This window comes from Methylobacterium sp. B4, from assembly GCF_003201865.1.
Lineage (GTDB): Bacteria > Pseudomonadota > Alphaproteobacteria > Rhizobiales > Beijerinckiaceae > Methylobacterium.
On record NZ_QJJJ01000035.1, the window covers coordinates 16180 to 30395 of the forward strand.

Below are 14216 nucleotides of genomic sequence, written 5' to 3' on the forward strand. Positions count from 1 at the left end.
ATACCGCCTCCCGAGAAACGCCTTGGAGATAGAGCATCGACTCGCTAGTCTTTGCAACCATCGCCAAGCTTGCGGTCCGCAGAATGTTTGCGAATTCCGACTCGGTTTGGAGCAATTCGAAACAGCTCGGGCTGAGCCGGCCTCTTCTGCACTCGAAGTCGGTACCGTCTCACAGCCAGTGCCGACCCCCTAGCGCCTCTATTTGCCAAGTGGGTCCTTGTTGCGGACAGTGCCCCGGCGCTTCCAGTCGTGCGGATCGGTTCTGGCCATGAGCTTGCGCGCTGGATTGTGCCTATCAGTCTTCGCCAACGGTCTGTGCGGCTGGGTTTTGGCCGCAGGCCTGAAACACATGCCGACCGCGATCTCGGTCGCGGCCTGCCAGAATGAGGCCGCACTGGCCCACGTCACGGGACCACTGACGACGCGCATCGACGGGGTCCATTGCGGCTGGGTGAGGTGGTCATGAGCCCCAAGCCGAAATCGTCCGTTCCGGCCGTGACATCCCAAGCCGTGCCGAAACTGCATTCGGCACACGAGGCCGTCTATGTCGAGAAGCTGGTCCACCGCCTTGGCCGAGCGGCCTGCGCTGCGGTCTTGCGGCAGGACGATACGACCGTCACGGGCGGTGAATTGCTCGTCTCGGTCTACCGTTACGCCCGTGCCCTCGCTGCTCTGGGTATCGGACGCGGCTCGCTTGTCGCCCTGCTGGCTCCGAACCACCCGGCCGCCCTTGCGGTACGCTACGCCGCAAACCTGATCGGGGCCGCGACGACCTACCTCCCCGTGCCGGCATCGGCTGGTGCGCGGGCCGAGCTTCTGCACCGCACCGCACCGGACCTGCTTATCGTTTTTCCTGAAACTGCGGAGCTCATCCCAGCGGGCGCGCGGGTGAAGGTCGCCACGGTCGGTGAAGGAATCCCCGGCGTAGCGCTGCGGCTGGACGAACTGGCCGCCGGACAGGTCGCGGAGCCCGTCGCCTGCGCGGCGAGGCTCAACGATCTCGGTGTCGTGGTCTCCTCCGGCGGGAGCACGGGCGTGCCCAAGGGAAGTTGGCGGACGTTCGCGGCCTATACCGCCATGGTCGACGTTCCGAGTTCCACGGACCGGCGCCAACTCGTCAACGGCCGCTTTGCCTACCTGTCCCAGGTGCTGATCGACATTACGCTGCTCGGCGGGGGCTCGGTCGCGCTGCAGGACAGGTTTGACCCAATTGATACTCTTGATGCCATCGAGCGCGAGCACGTCACCGACCTGTTTCTGGTCGAACCGCAGCTCTTCGAGTTGATGGATCATCCGGACGTCGCCCGACGGGATCTCTCCTCGCTTCGCAGCCTGACCCATATCGGTGCCTCGGCGCCGCCGACGCTACGCCGCCGGGCTCGCGCGCGCCTCGGACCAGTCGTCGCCCACACCTACGGGGCCAGCGAAATGGGTCTCGTCAGCCTCCTACCGCCAGCCGGGCACATCGCGTCCGACGTGGAGAGCGGCAGTTCGGCGGGACACATCCTTCCCGGTGTCGAGATCAGGTTCCGGCGGGAGGACGGCAGCGTCGCGGACCCAGAAGAGGGCGGCTCGATCGAGGTACGCTCGCCCGCCATGGCCAACGGCTACCTCAACCGCCCGGACTTGGAGGCCGCGGCCTTCCGCGAGGGCTGGTACCAGTCCGGTGACCTCGGGCGAATCGACTCGGCCGATCGCCTGCAAATCCTCGGACGCGTCTCGGACGCGGTCGTCATTGCGATCAAGCCCCGGCGCACGAGGGTGGCAAGCTGGGAATATTGAGCCGTGGACTGGTCGATCTGTGGGCGTCGAACACGACGCTGAATGCGCCCGCGGATCGGTTCCGGCGGGGCTCCGGCGGCAAGAAGGAGTTCGTCCACCGTTCGATGGACCGTCGGCTCGTAGTCCTCCGGGTCCAGGCTGGTGAGGACCGCCCCTTCGGCTTTCAGCTCCTCTAGGATGGCTTCCCAGTCAGCGAACCGGGTTTCGAGCGTTTCGCGCGAAGTGCGTGCAACGCGTTGCACGGCGTGCTCGAACCATCGAAGCGCAAGCCCCTCGATCTCCCCTGGAGCCAGCTTCTCCAAACGCCCGGACGCAAGCGAACGCCGAAGCGTTGCTGTCTCCTTCGCCTGCTGACGCGCTGCCTCGAACTGCCGCTCGACCGTGGCCTGCTCCAGTCGGAAGCGTGCAAGGGCGACGCGGCGCTCCTTCGTCTTGAGGCTCACGACAATGTGGGTCCGGCCGACGGCATCCACCACGTCGAGCGGCACACGCATCCGAAGATAGAACGTGCCGTTCCGCTGGGTCAGGTTCGGTTGATGCACCACGTTTCCATCCACCATGTGTCACAGCCCTGTGTCACAGATGCGCCTGGAAACTCGTTATATCTGAAAAGCTTGTGGCGCCAGCGCCACTTAGAAGGAATGTGGTGGGCCCGGCAGGACTCGAACCTGCAACCAGACCGTTATGAGGAGTGAGCATTCTAGAAATCCTCAGCGTTTTTCGATCATAGACCAGTCTGTAAACTTTGGAATACGCATCACGAAACTTGTGCGCCACGAAATCCGGGTTCAGCGAACCAGAGAGCAGACCGCAATTTTGCGCGGACATGGCTTTGCTACCGGTAGGGTAGGGGGTCACACGGCCCGGAGACGGCTGAAGCTCAGCACGTCGGCGGCCTTGCGCAGATGGGTCGGAGAGTACCGGCCATAGACACGGAACGTCAGTGCCTCATTGGAATGGCCGAGGTATTGGGCAACTTCCGCCATCGGCACGCCGCCTTCGACCATGTGCACGGCCGCCGTGTGTCGAAGAACGTGAGGCGTAACGCCTTCCAAGCCGGCAGCCTTCACAGCGGCGTTGAAGCCGGTCTTGATGCTGGCAACGGGCTCGCCTGCCCATTCGATGACATGCTCTGTCAGCGCCGCAGCCTTGGCGGTCTGAAGTACGGCGCGCAGCTCAGAGTTCATCGGGACGATGGCTCGCCCCTTCCTCGGCCCAAGCTCAGACGTTCGCAGGTTGATCGTCCCTCGGTCGAAGTTCACCCGGTCCCATGTCAATTCCAGCACGGCGCCGACGCGCGCGGCCGTGCCGATCATCAGGTAGATGGCGGTCTTGATGTGCACCTTAAGAGCGCTATCAAAAAGGCCGGCGGCCCCGCCGCGGTCGGACGAGCTCTCGGCATCACCTCGGCTGCGGTCAGCCAGTGGCGCGAGTGCCCGTCCCGCCGGGTGCTCGTTCTCGAAGCTCTGTCTGGCGTTCCGAGGCATGCGATCCGCCCAGACATTTACCCGCCTCATGAATTTTTCGCGGCGCCTCGGCCGCAAAACGAGGCTGCGAGCGCATGACCTACGGCGCTCTCTACCTCGCATCCCTTTCCGCTCTTCTCGCTCAGGTCGGGCATTCACCCGACGCTGACCGCGACGAGGCAGTCGTGCTCACCGGCCTATGCGGCTGTCTGCTGATGCTCGGAGCTGGCTTGCTGCTTATCGCGCAGGTGTCGGCATGACCGCCTCACCCGCCTCTCATCTCCCTGCCGCCGTGCATCCGCACGAGTCGGCGCCACGCTCTGCGGCCCATCTTGGCCGCTCCGTCTTTCGCCTTCGGCCTGCCAGAGCCGTCGGCGTCATCCTCTCGGCGGCTGTTGTGCTGCGTACCGCCGAGCCTCGGGCTGTTGGGCCCTGTTTCTCCCAGAGACTTGAGCGATTGGCCTGCCAGGGCCGATCGCTCCTTCTCGGGAACCTCATCCCTTCGGCCTGCCAGGGCCTCCGGTTCTTCGCCTTTGCCTACCGCGTACCTGCGTACCTCCATCTCCGTGCCCTTCCTGTCGATGAGCAATCGACCACAGGAAGCTTGGCATGGGCATCCCCGAAATTCGGACGTTTCATCCAAAGGAGCGCCGCGTGATGTACGCGACCGCCGATCTTGAGATCGCGCGTTCTCTTGCCGACGGCATTGAGAAGCGTGAACAAGCACGGCGCGGTGGAAACCGCGATGAAGCCCGCCAACGCGTGGCACGGCGGGTCGGGCTTTCGCCCGGCACGCTCTATAATCTGGCTCGCAACCGCCTGAAGCGGCTTGATAGCGACCTTCGCTCTCGCCTTGCCGCCTATGCCATCCAAGATCTGGAGAACGAGCTTGCCGATCTTTCCGCCGAGCTGGAGCAAGCTCGCCGCCTGGGCATTCCATCGGATGCGACGATTGTTCAGAAGGTAGCGGCAGCGCGCGACCGCGCTGAAGCTCTCTACGCGTCCCTCACGAACGGGGGCGCTGAATGAGCCGGTCGCCAGTCAAGACGACTGAACTACGCGAGATGCATCGCCTAGCTGAGGCCGGCTTGCATCATGCCGCCATCGCCCGCCGCCTTGGCCGCGACCGCGAGACCATCAAACGGTATCTCGGCCAGAAGGGCGTGTTCTACAAGCCGAGCCGCCTGACCGCCGATGATCTGCGCGAGTGGTACGCGCAGCCCAACATGCTGGCTCGCGAGGAAATCGCGGAGCGACACGGCTACTCGTCCGCAAACTGGAGACGCGGGCGACGCCGCTGCGCTCACCCTGACGGCTTCGCGGCGTCGCCCGCTGCGTCGCCGATCAATGGAAACCATGCCGCCAGTGGGTCCTTTTTGGACGCCGATCCCGGGTCCCTTTTCAACGCCGATTGACAGCCTGATCGCGCTCCCCCTCCTCAAAACCGGAAAAATCCGCATGAGTGTCACCGACTGGTCCCCCCAGCCGAGCGGCAACGCTCTGGTTGATCGCAGCATACCCGCGCGCGACAGCATGGCTGGACGCGAATTTCCGCAGGCGATCCGCGGGCTGATGGCGAAGGCGGCAGCTCTCGCTCTTGATCAGGGCGGCGCGCTGATCTCGGGTGGCGCCGGGAATTTCTACACCGTCGCCACGAACTCCAGCTTCGGGGAAATGAAGCCGGGTGTCGCCGTGTGCTTCACGGCCGACCGCACGAACACGGCCGGGCCAGTCCTGTCGGTGGACGGAAACGAGCCTCGGCAGTGGATCGACGCCGACGGCGCCGTCTTCGCGGCCGGCGATGTCAAGCCGGGGCAGATCTACTCCGTAGCCTGGATTATCTCCGGACCCGGCGGACTCCCGGCGTGGAAGACCTTCGGCACCGCTCCGTCATCGGTGGGTAAGGCCGTCGCAGCGGCAGCCAAGCTCGGGCATACCCCTGTCTTGGATGCTAACTATCAGATCCTCGCGACAGACGTTCAGGTCGGCATCGTAGCGCTGACGGCACCGCGCGTTATCTCCCTGCCCGATGTCGATACCTTTCCGCTCGGCCAGGATCTCATAATCGCAGATGAGAGCGGCGCCTGCTCCGAGACTCTGACGATCAAGATCCGCCCCGGCACAGGGACCGGCGACACCATTGGCGGGGCAGACGTAGATCCCGCTGTCGGCGTCAGCGTCGTCGCTCTTTCCAGCCCTTATCAGGCCGTCCGCTTTCGCCGCGGCGCCGCCAACCTGTGGATACGCCTGTGATGAAGCGCTCGCTCCTCGTCCTCATTGCCTTGACCGCGCTGGTGTCACCCGTGCTCGCGCAGACCCGCGCGCTTCCGCCCGGCGAGATCCGCGCCAACGGCGACATCACATTCGGCAACGCGCTGAAGCTCGGCAAGCGCGAGGGCAACAAGACCGTCATCACGCCCGATACGCTGCAGATCCTGGGCAAGGGCTCGACCGGCGATGTTTCCGATATGGATGTCGCGCCTGCCGTCGGCTCCGCTGCTCGCGCGCTCAAGAACAAGCTGCTCGACTTCGGCGTGAGCGTCCTCGACTTCGGCCCTTCCGTTGGCGCAGGCGGTGACGACAGCGTTGCGTTCAACGCCGCGCTCCAAGCGGCTTGCTATTACGGCTCGGCCCAGGTCGCGACAAAGACCTGCGAAGTACTGGTTCCAGAGCCGCCGTCCGGTGCCTACAACCTCTGTTCGTCCCCCATCAACCTGCCGGGTGGCTGGGCGAGCGTCACCATTCGCGGCGTCGGCGGGGCGCCCAAGATCCGCATCAAGCCCGATTGCACCAGCGGCATTGATCGGGTCATCAACCAGCCGGTGGCCACGGGCGATAGTAGCGCCGCTCGGGTCCGCCTCCACAACCTAACACTCGATGGTTACTGCAAGGCCAAGTACAATCTCTACATCGCCTATGCAGTCGGCTTCACCGCCACGAGCACCGTGTTTCGCAACGTCGCCAAGGGCGACGGCGCCAACGTCTGGGTGAACGGCGGATACGAGCTAGATTTCGACAACACGAACCGGATCGAAAACGTCAACGAAGTCGGCCACAAATGCTACAATTCGCAGGCCGATTTGCCGGATTATAACCTTGTGACCTACAGTTCGGACAGCGTTTATAAACTATACGCGATCAATGCGAGGGTGGCGAATTACTACAACGCCAATGGCGGCTACAATCACTATGTCACGTCGCACGGATGGGGGTACACCGGGCCGTGGCCGATCTTCGCCGATAGCAACCTCGCTCCGATGTACAACTATCTGGTCGTCGGCGGTGCGGACCTGACCAACGTCACGATGGACAACTTCCAGACGGCCGGCATCTACCTGAAGGGCGGCCTCGATGGGAACGGCAATCCTACCGGGATTTCCGGCGCGCTGGTGACGGCTTCGGCCGCTCTCGGCACACCCGCCGCTCCGGCCGTTCTGCTCGACCCCGGCCTCAAACAGGCGGTGATCACCGGCAACAACTTCGGCAACCGTACCTCGGCCGTGAGAACGGTGAGCGGCCCCGTCGATCCGACCGTGCTGGTTCGCAACAACAACGACACTGACGGGCTGTCCTCTGCCGTCATCGCCCGCCCTGTGTCTGGTGGCGACACGGCTCGGATGACGGCCGGCGCGGCCGGCGCTGGTGCCGCCATGGAGGTGCTGTCGCCGAACGCGGCCGCCTCTCTGGAACTGAGGGCAAAGGGACAGGCGGTCGTCCGGCTCTCCTCGAACGGTTTCCCCGCCTTCAACGTCTACTCCAACAACAATTCCGCGAACGGCTTTCAGGTTACGGCGAACTCGGCAGGTTCCGGACCGCTGATGGAGGCTGTGGGCTCTGATCCCAATATCGTTACGACGATCATCGGCAAGGGGGCGAGCGGCCTCGTGAATGGCTTCTTCGTCTACGACCGCGATCCGAACGGAGGCGACATCCCAAATCGCGGCTGCGCCGACTGGAACAACACTACGGCCAATACCTTTAAGCGCGTCTGCAACTTTGGCGGCACGCTTCGATCGGTCTCGTACAACTAACCCCACCCCCTTGCCGCGCCACCCGGCCCGAGCCTGAGACGACCCCTTCACATCGGAGAACACCATGGACCTGTCGCCCATCGGGCGCGCGGCTCTCAAGTCGCGCGAAGGCGAGGTGCTGGCCGCCTATCTCGACACCGAGAAGGTCTGGACGATCGGCGTCGGCCTCACGACGGCTTCCGGGTTGATCAAGGTGACGCCGGGGCTGACGATTACCGCCGCCACCAGCGACGCGCTCTTCACCGAGGCCGTGAAGGCATATGCCAAGCCGGTGAACGCCTTGGGCGTGAAGCTCGAACAGCACCAGTTCGACGCCCTGGTGTCGCTCTGCTTCAACATTGGCCAGGGGGGCTTTTCGGGCTCCACCGTCGTCCGGCGGCTGAAGGCTGGCGATGTGGCCGGCGCTGCCGAAGCGATCCTGATGTGGAACAAGCCGGCGGCGATCATCTCGCGCCGCCAGGGCGAGTACGATCAGTTCCGGACGCCCTACACCGTGGCCCTTCCGAAGGCTTGGCGCGGAGACCGGTCGCCCGTGAAGGCGCCGAACTTCATGGCGCCTGTACCCGCACCGCCTCCGGTCGCGCTGCCTGCCCCCATCCCGCCCGTCGCCGAGACGACCGCAAAGACCGGCGCCCTCGGCGGCTGGCTGTCCTCGTTCTTCCGTTGGGCCGCCTGATGGGCTGGGCCGCCCTCGTTCTCTTCGCCTTCGCGACCGTGCTGCTTTGGCTCGCGTGGCAGACCAGCATCGCACAGACGAGCGCTGACGACCGGCTCGGATCGGCGATCTATGCCGTCCTCGGTGTGGCCTGCCTGCTTCTGTCGGTGCTGCTGTGGGGCGCTTGGCTGTCGTTCGGGTGAAGGACGCGGCGAGGGATCGAACCTCGCGTTTTAACCGAGACGGACTCGAACCGTCCTGACCCTCTTGAGAGCGGTCTCCACACCTGCCTGCGCCCGTCCGCAAGGTAGCATTTCCGAGCGCGCCGGGCCAGCCGCGCACCTCCAGAACGAGACAGAGACATGGATTGGTCGGCTCTCGGCGGGCAGCTTGCCCAGATCGGGCTCCCTGCGCTTGGAACGCTGCTTGGCGGCCCCCTAGGCGGTGCTGTGGGCGGCATCGTTGGCAAGGGCGTGGCTGCGGCCCTCGGCGTTGCGCCGACGCCTGAGGCCGTCTCCAAGGCCATCGCTGATGATCCAACCGGCGCATCCATCAAGCTCGCCGAGATTGAGGCCGAGACGAAGCGTCAAGATGCCTACCTCGCGGACATCGCCAACGCTCGCGCGATGCAGCTCGGCCTCGTCCAGACCCACTCGTGGACGCAGAACATGCCGGCGATCCTCACGCTGCTCATCATCGCGTCGTGGATCACGCTGACGATCGCCCTCTACTTCGTCCAGGCTGAGATCCCCGAGCGCGTCTACCAGCTCCTGTCGCAGGCATACGGCGCGGCGAACCTTGCCCTAGGGACGGCGATCGCATTCTGGCTCGGGTCAAGCCGTTCGTCTCAGGTCAAGGACAACCAGATCACGGCGCTTTTGCCAGCCGCCGTCCGCCGCTGACCCACACGAAGCAGCGTGACGATCGCCGCCTATCTTGGCGGAGCGACGGTGACCGTCACTGACCATCCAACACGTCGGTAAGGACGCGCCGAATGGCTGAGAGCTTGATCCCCCACCCATGCAGCGAGTCGCAAGTGCCGATCCGCCACACGAGAGCGGGAGGCGCGGGAAGCCGACGCCGGCAGATGGTGCAGTCCTAATCGTGCTCCTCGTCACCGAAGCGCAGGCACAGACCGCGGAGGCCATCAAAGCCGCAGGACAAGCCGCCGACACGCTGATGCAATATCAGGCGGTTGGAGCGTTCGCGATCCTGCTGACGATCGCGCTAGGGTGGCAGTCCTGGCGGAACATGAAATTGCAGGATCGGTGCGCCGACCTCGCATCCCAACTCGCCACCATCGCCGCGAACAGCACCTCGGCGATTGCGAGCCACGCCAGCGCGACCGATCGAATGCAGGCGGCCCAAGCGACGGCGGCAGAGACCCTTCGCGACCAAGGCGCAGAAACAGCCAAGGAAATCTCAGAGCTTCGGCACGCGCAAAACAACCATTTGGCGGGGGTGAACGCCGTGATGGAGCTGCTGGCTCGGCAGCGTCAGGGGGCGGCATGATCGGGAGGCGGCTCATGTCGTGGTTCTGGCCCCAGCGCACTGGCGTTCCTCAAGAGCACCTAGACGCCATCTTGGCGGAGAACTCGGCCATCAGCAGCCGGGTCGAAGCCTCTGCCGAGGAGATCAAGGAGCACTCCGACGCCGAGCGGCAAGCGTTGGCGGCAACGATCGCTGATACGCGCAAGCGTCGAGATGCGCGGGAAAGCCGGCTTCGTGAACGGGCCAAGCGAGACCCCAGCCTTGCGGCGGTGAACGACGTGATCCGAATTCTGGAGGGCCACTAGAGTGACGTTCGCCGCTCGTTTTAAGCGTAGCCTCACGATCTGGATCGGCTTCGGGTGCGCCGGCCTCTATTGGGTTGCCGCCCCGTTTCTGCCGACCAACGTGCAGACCGAGTGGCTGCGCGTGTTCATGATCGTTCTCGGCTTCGCGATCGTCGCCTCATGCACGAAGGCGATCCGAAGCCTCACGCTCGCGGATCAGCCGGTCTCGGCGCAGCAATACATCCTCGGCACGTTCTTCCGCGAACTCGGTCTGCTCGGCAGCGCAATGTGGCTGCTCGTCTGGCGCGGCGCGGGGTTCCCGCCGTGGATGGTTGTGTCAAATATTAACGCGTTCTGTCTGTGGCTTGTGGTCCTCGGCCAAGCATTCGTTCTCATGGCGCCGAGGGATCAGGAACGTAGCCCGCCCGCGGTTAGATGGCCTCAACTAGCCGCACTCTTCGGCATTTCAGTCACGCTGGGCTACTTGCTCCTAGTTCTCAGGCCAGACTTTCGCCTCGTCGCCTCTTGGCTGCAAACCTGCTTGCCGGTAAACTAACCTCTCTCAGCCCCGCCCGGCATCCGCTGGCGCGGGGCTTTGTCGTCATGGGGCACTTATCCAAGCGACTTGAAAGCCGCCCCATACCCTTTCCACCAGCCGCCATAGTACGCGACGCAAACGGATAGCGACCACGCGCCGAAGCCGATGACGAACCACGCTACGATCCCGACAACTTCTTCACGCATCGCACCCTCCTCTCAGCCCGCCGGCACCCGCCGCGCGGGTTATTTTTTGGCGAAATCGCCGAACAACACCCGTGCAGCGCCATAGTATGCCGCAGAAGCCTCTTCAGGCGTTGGAAAACCTCCAAGATAATAGTTCTTGTCTTGATATTTGATTTTTGCCTCAAACTTACCCGTTTTCCCCACGCTGACGCCCTTTACGCCAATCTTGTTCCGCCGCGTGACAAGCATATTCATGTTGTTTTGCGACTGATTGGCTATTCGCAGATTGCTACGCCGGTTGTTAAGTCCGTCGCCATCAATGTGATCGACGCACAGCCCCTTTTCTGCCCGCATCAACACTCTGTGCATCAGCAGCGCGCCGCCTCTGAAGTAGCGCCTCGCATACGCATGACCCTCTGCCCCCACTTGCGCAGTCCAAGCGTAGCCAGACAGCAGCGGGACATCGGCGGCGTCAATGACAGCCTCTAAGCCCTGCGTGAGGCTGACGAAAGCATCATTGCCTTCTACCCTGATTGAGGAAGGCCGAGCCTTTCGCATCGTCCGTCTCCTATCCTTCTGCCTTGCATGCGGTGGGGCGGGGTCACTCGGCGGCTTCGAGTGCCACCTTCAGCGCAGCGCGCATCGCGTGTTCGTGCAGCGCGTTTTGGGCTGTGAACGAGCCGGGGTAGGCTTGAGCTTCGGTCCAGATGCCGGGGCTATCCTCTCGGCCGACCCACGCACGCTCGCCTTCGGGGCGTCTGCTATCGAAACCAGTTCCCCACTTGCCATACTCGGCCAGCGCAGCGGCCACTTTCAGTTCGAAGCTGTCCATCGTCCTCTCCCCTAAAACTCCAGGCTCTCCAGCCGTTCGATCTGCCGGCGAAAGCTGGCGATCTTCGCGGCTCGTACTTCTCCCCCTCTCCTTGAAAGGGATAAGGGGGTTCGCTAGGGCGGGGTGTTGGGCGTCCCCTTCGGGACGCGCCCTCATGAATGGAGCCGCTATGCGTCTCCACCCTTTCGGGTTTCGGTCGCTGACGCGGCCAAGCGGCGGTGGCTCATCCACGGCTGGAGACGGTTTCCGGAACCCCAGCAATGGTCGCAGACATCCTGCGTTAGGGATTGTCCGCCAACCCCGCCACGCCACGTCGATGTGTCGCCGTAAACCTTGATCCCCGACCCGCCGCACTCCTTGCACGCCTCGTCGGGATCAATGCCGCGCCAGTCCAAGCAGGCCCGGTGCAGCCCCTCGAAGTCGGTCGGAAATCTGCTCGCGGCTCGCCCTCCGTTTTCCCTTCAGCCGCGAGCGGTGAGGGGGAAGACTTCCGCTTCCGAAGCTTCCTGACCTGATAGCCATGCCGCTCAAGGCACCGCTGCATCTGGTCGAGGGCTACCCAATCGAGGTCATCCGCGTCGTCGGCTCGGACGCCGCTGTTTCGGCTGACGATCACGACTTGCGCGAAGTCCGCATGCGCTTGCGAGATCACCATGCCGCCGCCGAAGTGCGTCGCCAGCGGGTCGCGGTCTCGGGTCATCCAACGCACCATGGCGTCGGCGATCTGCGGCCCGATCAGACTTCCTGAATGCCGGAAGCGGTCGGTGTGGTCGTTGTAGAGAACGGCAACCGTGTTGAAGCCCATCTCAGGCTCCTTCTGCACGAGAGAGGGCGGGAGACGGGTCGGCGACTTGAGCTTTCAGTACGCGCCGTACGACCCAATCTGCCTCGTCAACGTGCTCGGGATAATCCTTCCTGATCTCTGCGAGGAACTTCGCCTCGTTGTGATCGTGGCACTCCGGCTCGAAATCATAGAAGCGAGCCAGCAGCACGGCATCAACAAGCAGGTCGTGTGCGGTCTTCTCGCCCATCTCTCAGGCTCCTTCTGTTCGGGGTAGGGCGGGGAGGGACCGGAACCAGTTCACGAGCGCGCAGACGAACTCGGCATCCTCTGGCTCCATGTCGTCGGCTAGGTTTGTCAGCCCGTCCGTGATGAAGCGTTCGCGCCACTCGGAGCCCTTGTCTGACATTAGCGGCCGGTGGCTCCACGGCCCCTTGGCAGCCGCCTCGCTCAGCGCCCGCAGTTCGGCTGGGATAATCAGATCCGCACCCATCGCTCAGGCTCCTTCGGCTCGGGGAGGGGTGGGGAGAGTGACGCTGAACACGTCGATCGGCCCGCCGGGCTCGGCATCATCGAAGACGGCAACGGACAGCCGACCGGTCGCGTAGGCGCCCGTGTCGAGGTTCGTGCGGTTCGGCAGACAGACAGGGCCGTCCTTGAACGGCGTGTGCCCGTGGACGACGTGCTTGCCATCCAAGCCGTAGTCGAAGTCGCGCTTGCAGCGGAACCAGGTCAGAGACTTTTCGGTCTGGTCGGCGATGTTGAGGGTCGGGTCGCCGCCGGCATGGCAGAAGACGCGATACCGGGTCTCGTGTGAGAGCGGCAGGCCGTCCGCCCACCGGACATGCGCAAGCGGGATCTGGCCGCCATACGATGCGACCGTGGCCGCGCCGCCGTTCCCGATCCACCAATCCGGCTCAAGCGGCGCGGTGATCGTCTCGACCATCATGTCTTCGTGGTTGCCCTTAAGGCAGACCCATTCCTGACCGGCCGGCGGTCCGGCGATCAGCGCCTCAAGCACTTCCCGGCTCTGCTGGCCTCGGTCCACGTAGTCGCCGAGGAAGACGACCTTGCCGCCGCCGCGCGCCGTGATCTCGGCCACGGCCAGGGTGAACAGGTCGAAGCGACCATGAATGTCGCCAATGGCGTAGGTGCGGGTCATGCGCCGGCCCTCCCGTTCAAGCGAGAGAGGGCAGGTTCACCGAACCCGCGCGGGATGCACGTTAGGTTCAACGAACCGCAGCGCAGACCGTCATTTTGCGCTAAGTCATTGCCGGGATTGGTAGGCCTGGCCGGACTTGAACCGACAACCAGACCGTTATGAGCGGTCGGCTCTAACCATTGAGCTACAGGCCCTAACCGTTTTCAGCCATGCACTTAGACTTGACACCGGACTTCCGCAACAGATTGCTCTGAAGAAACTTCCACAGAAACCCTCGATCTGAGTAGCCGGGGAGGGGGCTCTCGGCAAGTGCCGGGCACGCCGGACTGGCCGCCCGGTGGCCCGCAGGATAGGTTCACACCATGCCCGATCCCAACCCCACGGTCGGCGAGATTTTCAAGGCGAAGGCCGTCACCGACGACGAGGTGAACGCCGCAGTCGAGGTCTACATGTCCAACGCCGAGACCGGCGCGCATCCGATCGCCGAAGGCTACATACAGCAGGTGGGTTCGATACCTAACAGGGCGGAGGACAACGAGGTGACCAATCGGATCGTGCGAAGCGATCAAGCTGAGCAAGCTCTGCCTCCGGCTCCTCGGTAAGTTACGCGCAATGAGGATTGCCGTGACCGGCGAGCGCTCCGCCACCGAGTTGCGGTTCCTCCTCGGGTTCGCCCGCGGCCTCGGCCTGGACGAGGCGATCGTGCGGCTGATCTACGAGACCATTTGGTAGGAGGCGCGAGAGGCCCGCGCCACCGACGACGACCGCATGGCCGAGGTACGGAAGCGGATGCTCGCGGCACGGGGCATCAGCAATCAAAGTCCCAGTGGTTGCTGAGTTTAGCGGGGCAGCCGACGAGACGGCCCAATACCTCGACTTCGCCGCGTTTCTGAGCGACTCCCCTTATGCGTCACCTAGAGCGGCATCCGATCAGGTTGGATCGTAGGCGTCGTAGCCTGCGGCCGCGAGATAGTTGCGGCACTCCGCCGTTGAGAAGCGCCTGAACGCG

The 14216-nt window shown here is 64.0% G+C and carries 22 protein-coding genes and 1 tRNA gene; 16 read left to right on the forward strand and 7 right to left on the reverse strand.

Features of this window, described 5'->3' with window-relative positions:
* Window positions 1–462 precede the first annotated feature (462 nt).
* Together BY998_RS22815 and BY998_RS24105 are read left to right on the forward strand one after the other, a co-directional pair.
* Window positions 463–1782, forward strand: coding sequence for an AMP-binding protein (locus tag BY998_RS22815; protein WP_146221835.1), 1320 nt, complete (start codon window positions 463–465; stop codon window positions 1780–1782).
* A gap of 236 nt (window positions 1783–2018) precedes the next feature.
* A complete protein-coding gene (locus BY998_RS24105) occupies window positions 2019–2477 on the forward strand; it encodes a hypothetical protein (RefSeq protein WP_146221836.1) in 459 nt (152 codons plus the stop codon).
* A gap of 159 nt (window positions 2478–2636) precedes the next feature.
* Here BY998_RS24105 and BY998_RS24905 read toward each other — a convergent pair whose 3' ends face one another.
* Entirely contained in the window at window positions 2637–3098 is a 462-nt protein-coding gene (locus BY998_RS24905; RefSeq protein WP_245421713.1) for a site-specific integrase, read from the reverse strand.
* A 21-nt stretch (window positions 3099–3119) separates the two neighbouring features.
* On the opposite strand from BY998_RS24905, the gene BY998_RS24910 reads away from it, so the two are divergent.
* The 12 genes from BY998_RS24910 to BY998_RS22870 all read left to right on the forward strand — a co-directional run bounded on the left by BY998_RS24910 (window position 3120) and on the right by BY998_RS22870 (window position 10265).
* A complete protein-coding gene (locus BY998_RS24910) occupies window positions 3120–3347 on the forward strand; it encodes a Cro/CI family transcriptional regulator (protein WP_245421712.1) in 228 nt (75 codons plus the stop codon).
* Window positions 3344–3508, forward strand: a complete 165-nt coding sequence (locus BY998_RS24535; protein ID WP_181425596.1) for a hypothetical protein — start codon at window positions 3344–3346, stop codon at window positions 3506–3508. Before BY998_RS24910 ends, BY998_RS24535 begins: the two co-directional genes overlap by 4 nt.
* Window positions 3509–3857: 349 nt before the next feature.
* Window positions 3858–4277 (forward strand): hypothetical protein, encoded by a 420-nt coding sequence (locus tag BY998_RS24110; protein ID WP_146221837.1) that lies wholly within the window; start codon window positions 3858–3860, stop codon window positions 4275–4277.
* Window positions 4274–4663: a helix-turn-helix domain-containing protein gene (locus tag BY998_RS24115; protein ID WP_146221838.1), complete on the forward strand. Its 390-nt coding sequence runs from the start codon at window positions 4274–4276 to the stop codon at window positions 4661–4663. Before BY998_RS24110 ends, BY998_RS24115 begins: the two co-directional genes overlap by 4 nt.
* 43 nt (window positions 4664–4706) lie before the next feature.
* Window positions 4707–5501 carry a hypothetical protein gene (locus BY998_RS22835; RefSeq protein WP_110353982.1) on the forward strand — a complete coding sequence of 265 codons (795 nt, stop codon included), beginning with the start codon at window positions 4707–4709 and terminating at the stop codon, window positions 5499–5501.
* Window positions 5501–7279, forward strand: coding sequence for a hypothetical protein (locus tag BY998_RS22840; RefSeq protein WP_110353983.1), 1779 nt, complete (start codon window positions 5501–5503; stop codon window positions 7277–7279). The genes BY998_RS22835 and BY998_RS22840 overlap by 1 nt, the downstream gene beginning before the upstream one ends.
* 64 nt (window positions 7280–7343) lie before the next feature.
* On the forward strand, window positions 7344–7955 hold the full coding sequence (locus BY998_RS22845; RefSeq protein ID WP_110353984.1) for a lysozyme: 612 nt from the start codon (window positions 7344–7346) through the stop codon (window positions 7953–7955).
* Entirely contained in the window at window positions 7955–8137 is a 183-nt protein-coding gene (locus BY998_RS22850; protein ID WP_146221839.1) for a hypothetical protein, read from the forward strand. Before BY998_RS22845 ends, BY998_RS22850 begins: the two co-directional genes overlap by 1 nt.
* A 159-nt stretch (window positions 8138–8296) precedes the next feature.
* Window positions 8297–8836, forward strand: coding sequence for a hypothetical protein (locus tag BY998_RS22855; RefSeq protein WP_110353986.1), 540 nt, complete (start codon window positions 8297–8299; stop codon window positions 8834–8836).
* 202 nt (window positions 8837–9038) lie between these two features.
* Window positions 9039–9446 (forward strand): hypothetical protein, encoded by a 408-nt coding sequence (locus BY998_RS22860; protein WP_110353987.1) that lies wholly within the window; start codon window positions 9039–9041, stop codon window positions 9444–9446.
* A gap of 14 nt (window positions 9447–9460) precedes the next feature.
* A complete protein-coding gene (locus tag BY998_RS22865) occupies window positions 9461–9730 on the forward strand; it encodes a hypothetical protein (RefSeq protein ID WP_146221840.1) in 270 nt (89 codons plus the stop codon).
* A gap of 1 nt (window position 9731) precedes the next feature.
* Complete coding sequence (locus BY998_RS22870) at window positions 9732–10265, forward strand: hypothetical protein (RefSeq protein WP_110353989.1); 534 nt, start codon at window positions 9732–9734, stop codon at window positions 10263–10265.
* Between the two features lie 227 nt (window positions 10266–10492).
* Here the strand turns inward: BY998_RS22870 and BY998_RS24635 are convergent, their stop codons facing one another.
* A complete protein-coding gene (locus tag BY998_RS24635) occupies window positions 10493–10990 on the reverse strand; it encodes an HNH endonuclease (protein WP_210205513.1) in 498 nt (165 codons plus the stop codon).
* A 43-nt stretch (window positions 10991–11033) separates the two neighbouring features.
* Entirely contained in the window at window positions 11034–11264 is a 231-nt protein-coding gene (locus tag BY998_RS22880) for a hypothetical protein (RefSeq protein ID WP_110353990.1), read from the reverse strand.
* A gap of 520 nt (window positions 11265–11784) precedes the next feature.
* On the opposite strand from BY998_RS22880, the gene BY998_RS22885 reads away from it, so the two are divergent.
* On the forward strand, window positions 11785–12012 hold the full coding sequence (locus BY998_RS22885; protein WP_110353991.1) for a hypothetical protein: 228 nt from the start codon (window positions 11785–11787) through the stop codon (window positions 12010–12012).
* A gap of 58 nt (window positions 12013–12070) precedes the next feature.
* On the opposite strand, the gene BY998_RS24120 is transcribed toward BY998_RS22885, so the two are convergent.
* The 4 genes from BY998_RS24120 to BY998_RS22900 all read right to left on the reverse strand — a co-directional run bounded on the left by BY998_RS24120 (window position 12071) and on the right by BY998_RS22900 (window position 13401).
* Entirely contained in the window at window positions 12071–12295 is a 225-nt protein-coding gene (locus BY998_RS24120) for a hypothetical protein (protein ID WP_146221841.1), read from the reverse strand.
* Between the two features lie 3 nt (window positions 12296–12298).
* The gene (locus BY998_RS24125) at window positions 12299–12538 is read right to left on the reverse strand and encodes a hypothetical protein (protein ID WP_015857211.1); all 240 of its coding nucleotides are present in this window, start codon (window positions 12536–12538) and stop codon (window positions 12299–12301) included.
* Between the two features lie 3 nt (window positions 12539–12541).
* Complete coding sequence (locus BY998_RS22895; RefSeq protein WP_110353993.1) at window positions 12542–13207, reverse strand: metallophosphoesterase family protein; 666 nt, start codon at window positions 13205–13207, stop codon at window positions 12542–12544.
* A gap of 118 nt (window positions 13208–13325) precedes the next feature.
* A tRNA-Ile gene (locus BY998_RS22900) sits at window positions 13326–13401 on the reverse strand.
* Window positions 13402–13569: 168 nt separating this feature from the next.
* Between BY998_RS22900 and BY998_RS22905 the strand changes: the two genes are divergently transcribed.
* Window positions 13570–13809, forward strand: coding sequence for a hypothetical protein (locus BY998_RS22905; protein ID WP_110353994.1), 240 nt, complete (start codon window positions 13570–13572; stop codon window positions 13807–13809).
* Window positions 13810–14216 lie beyond the last annotated feature (407 nt).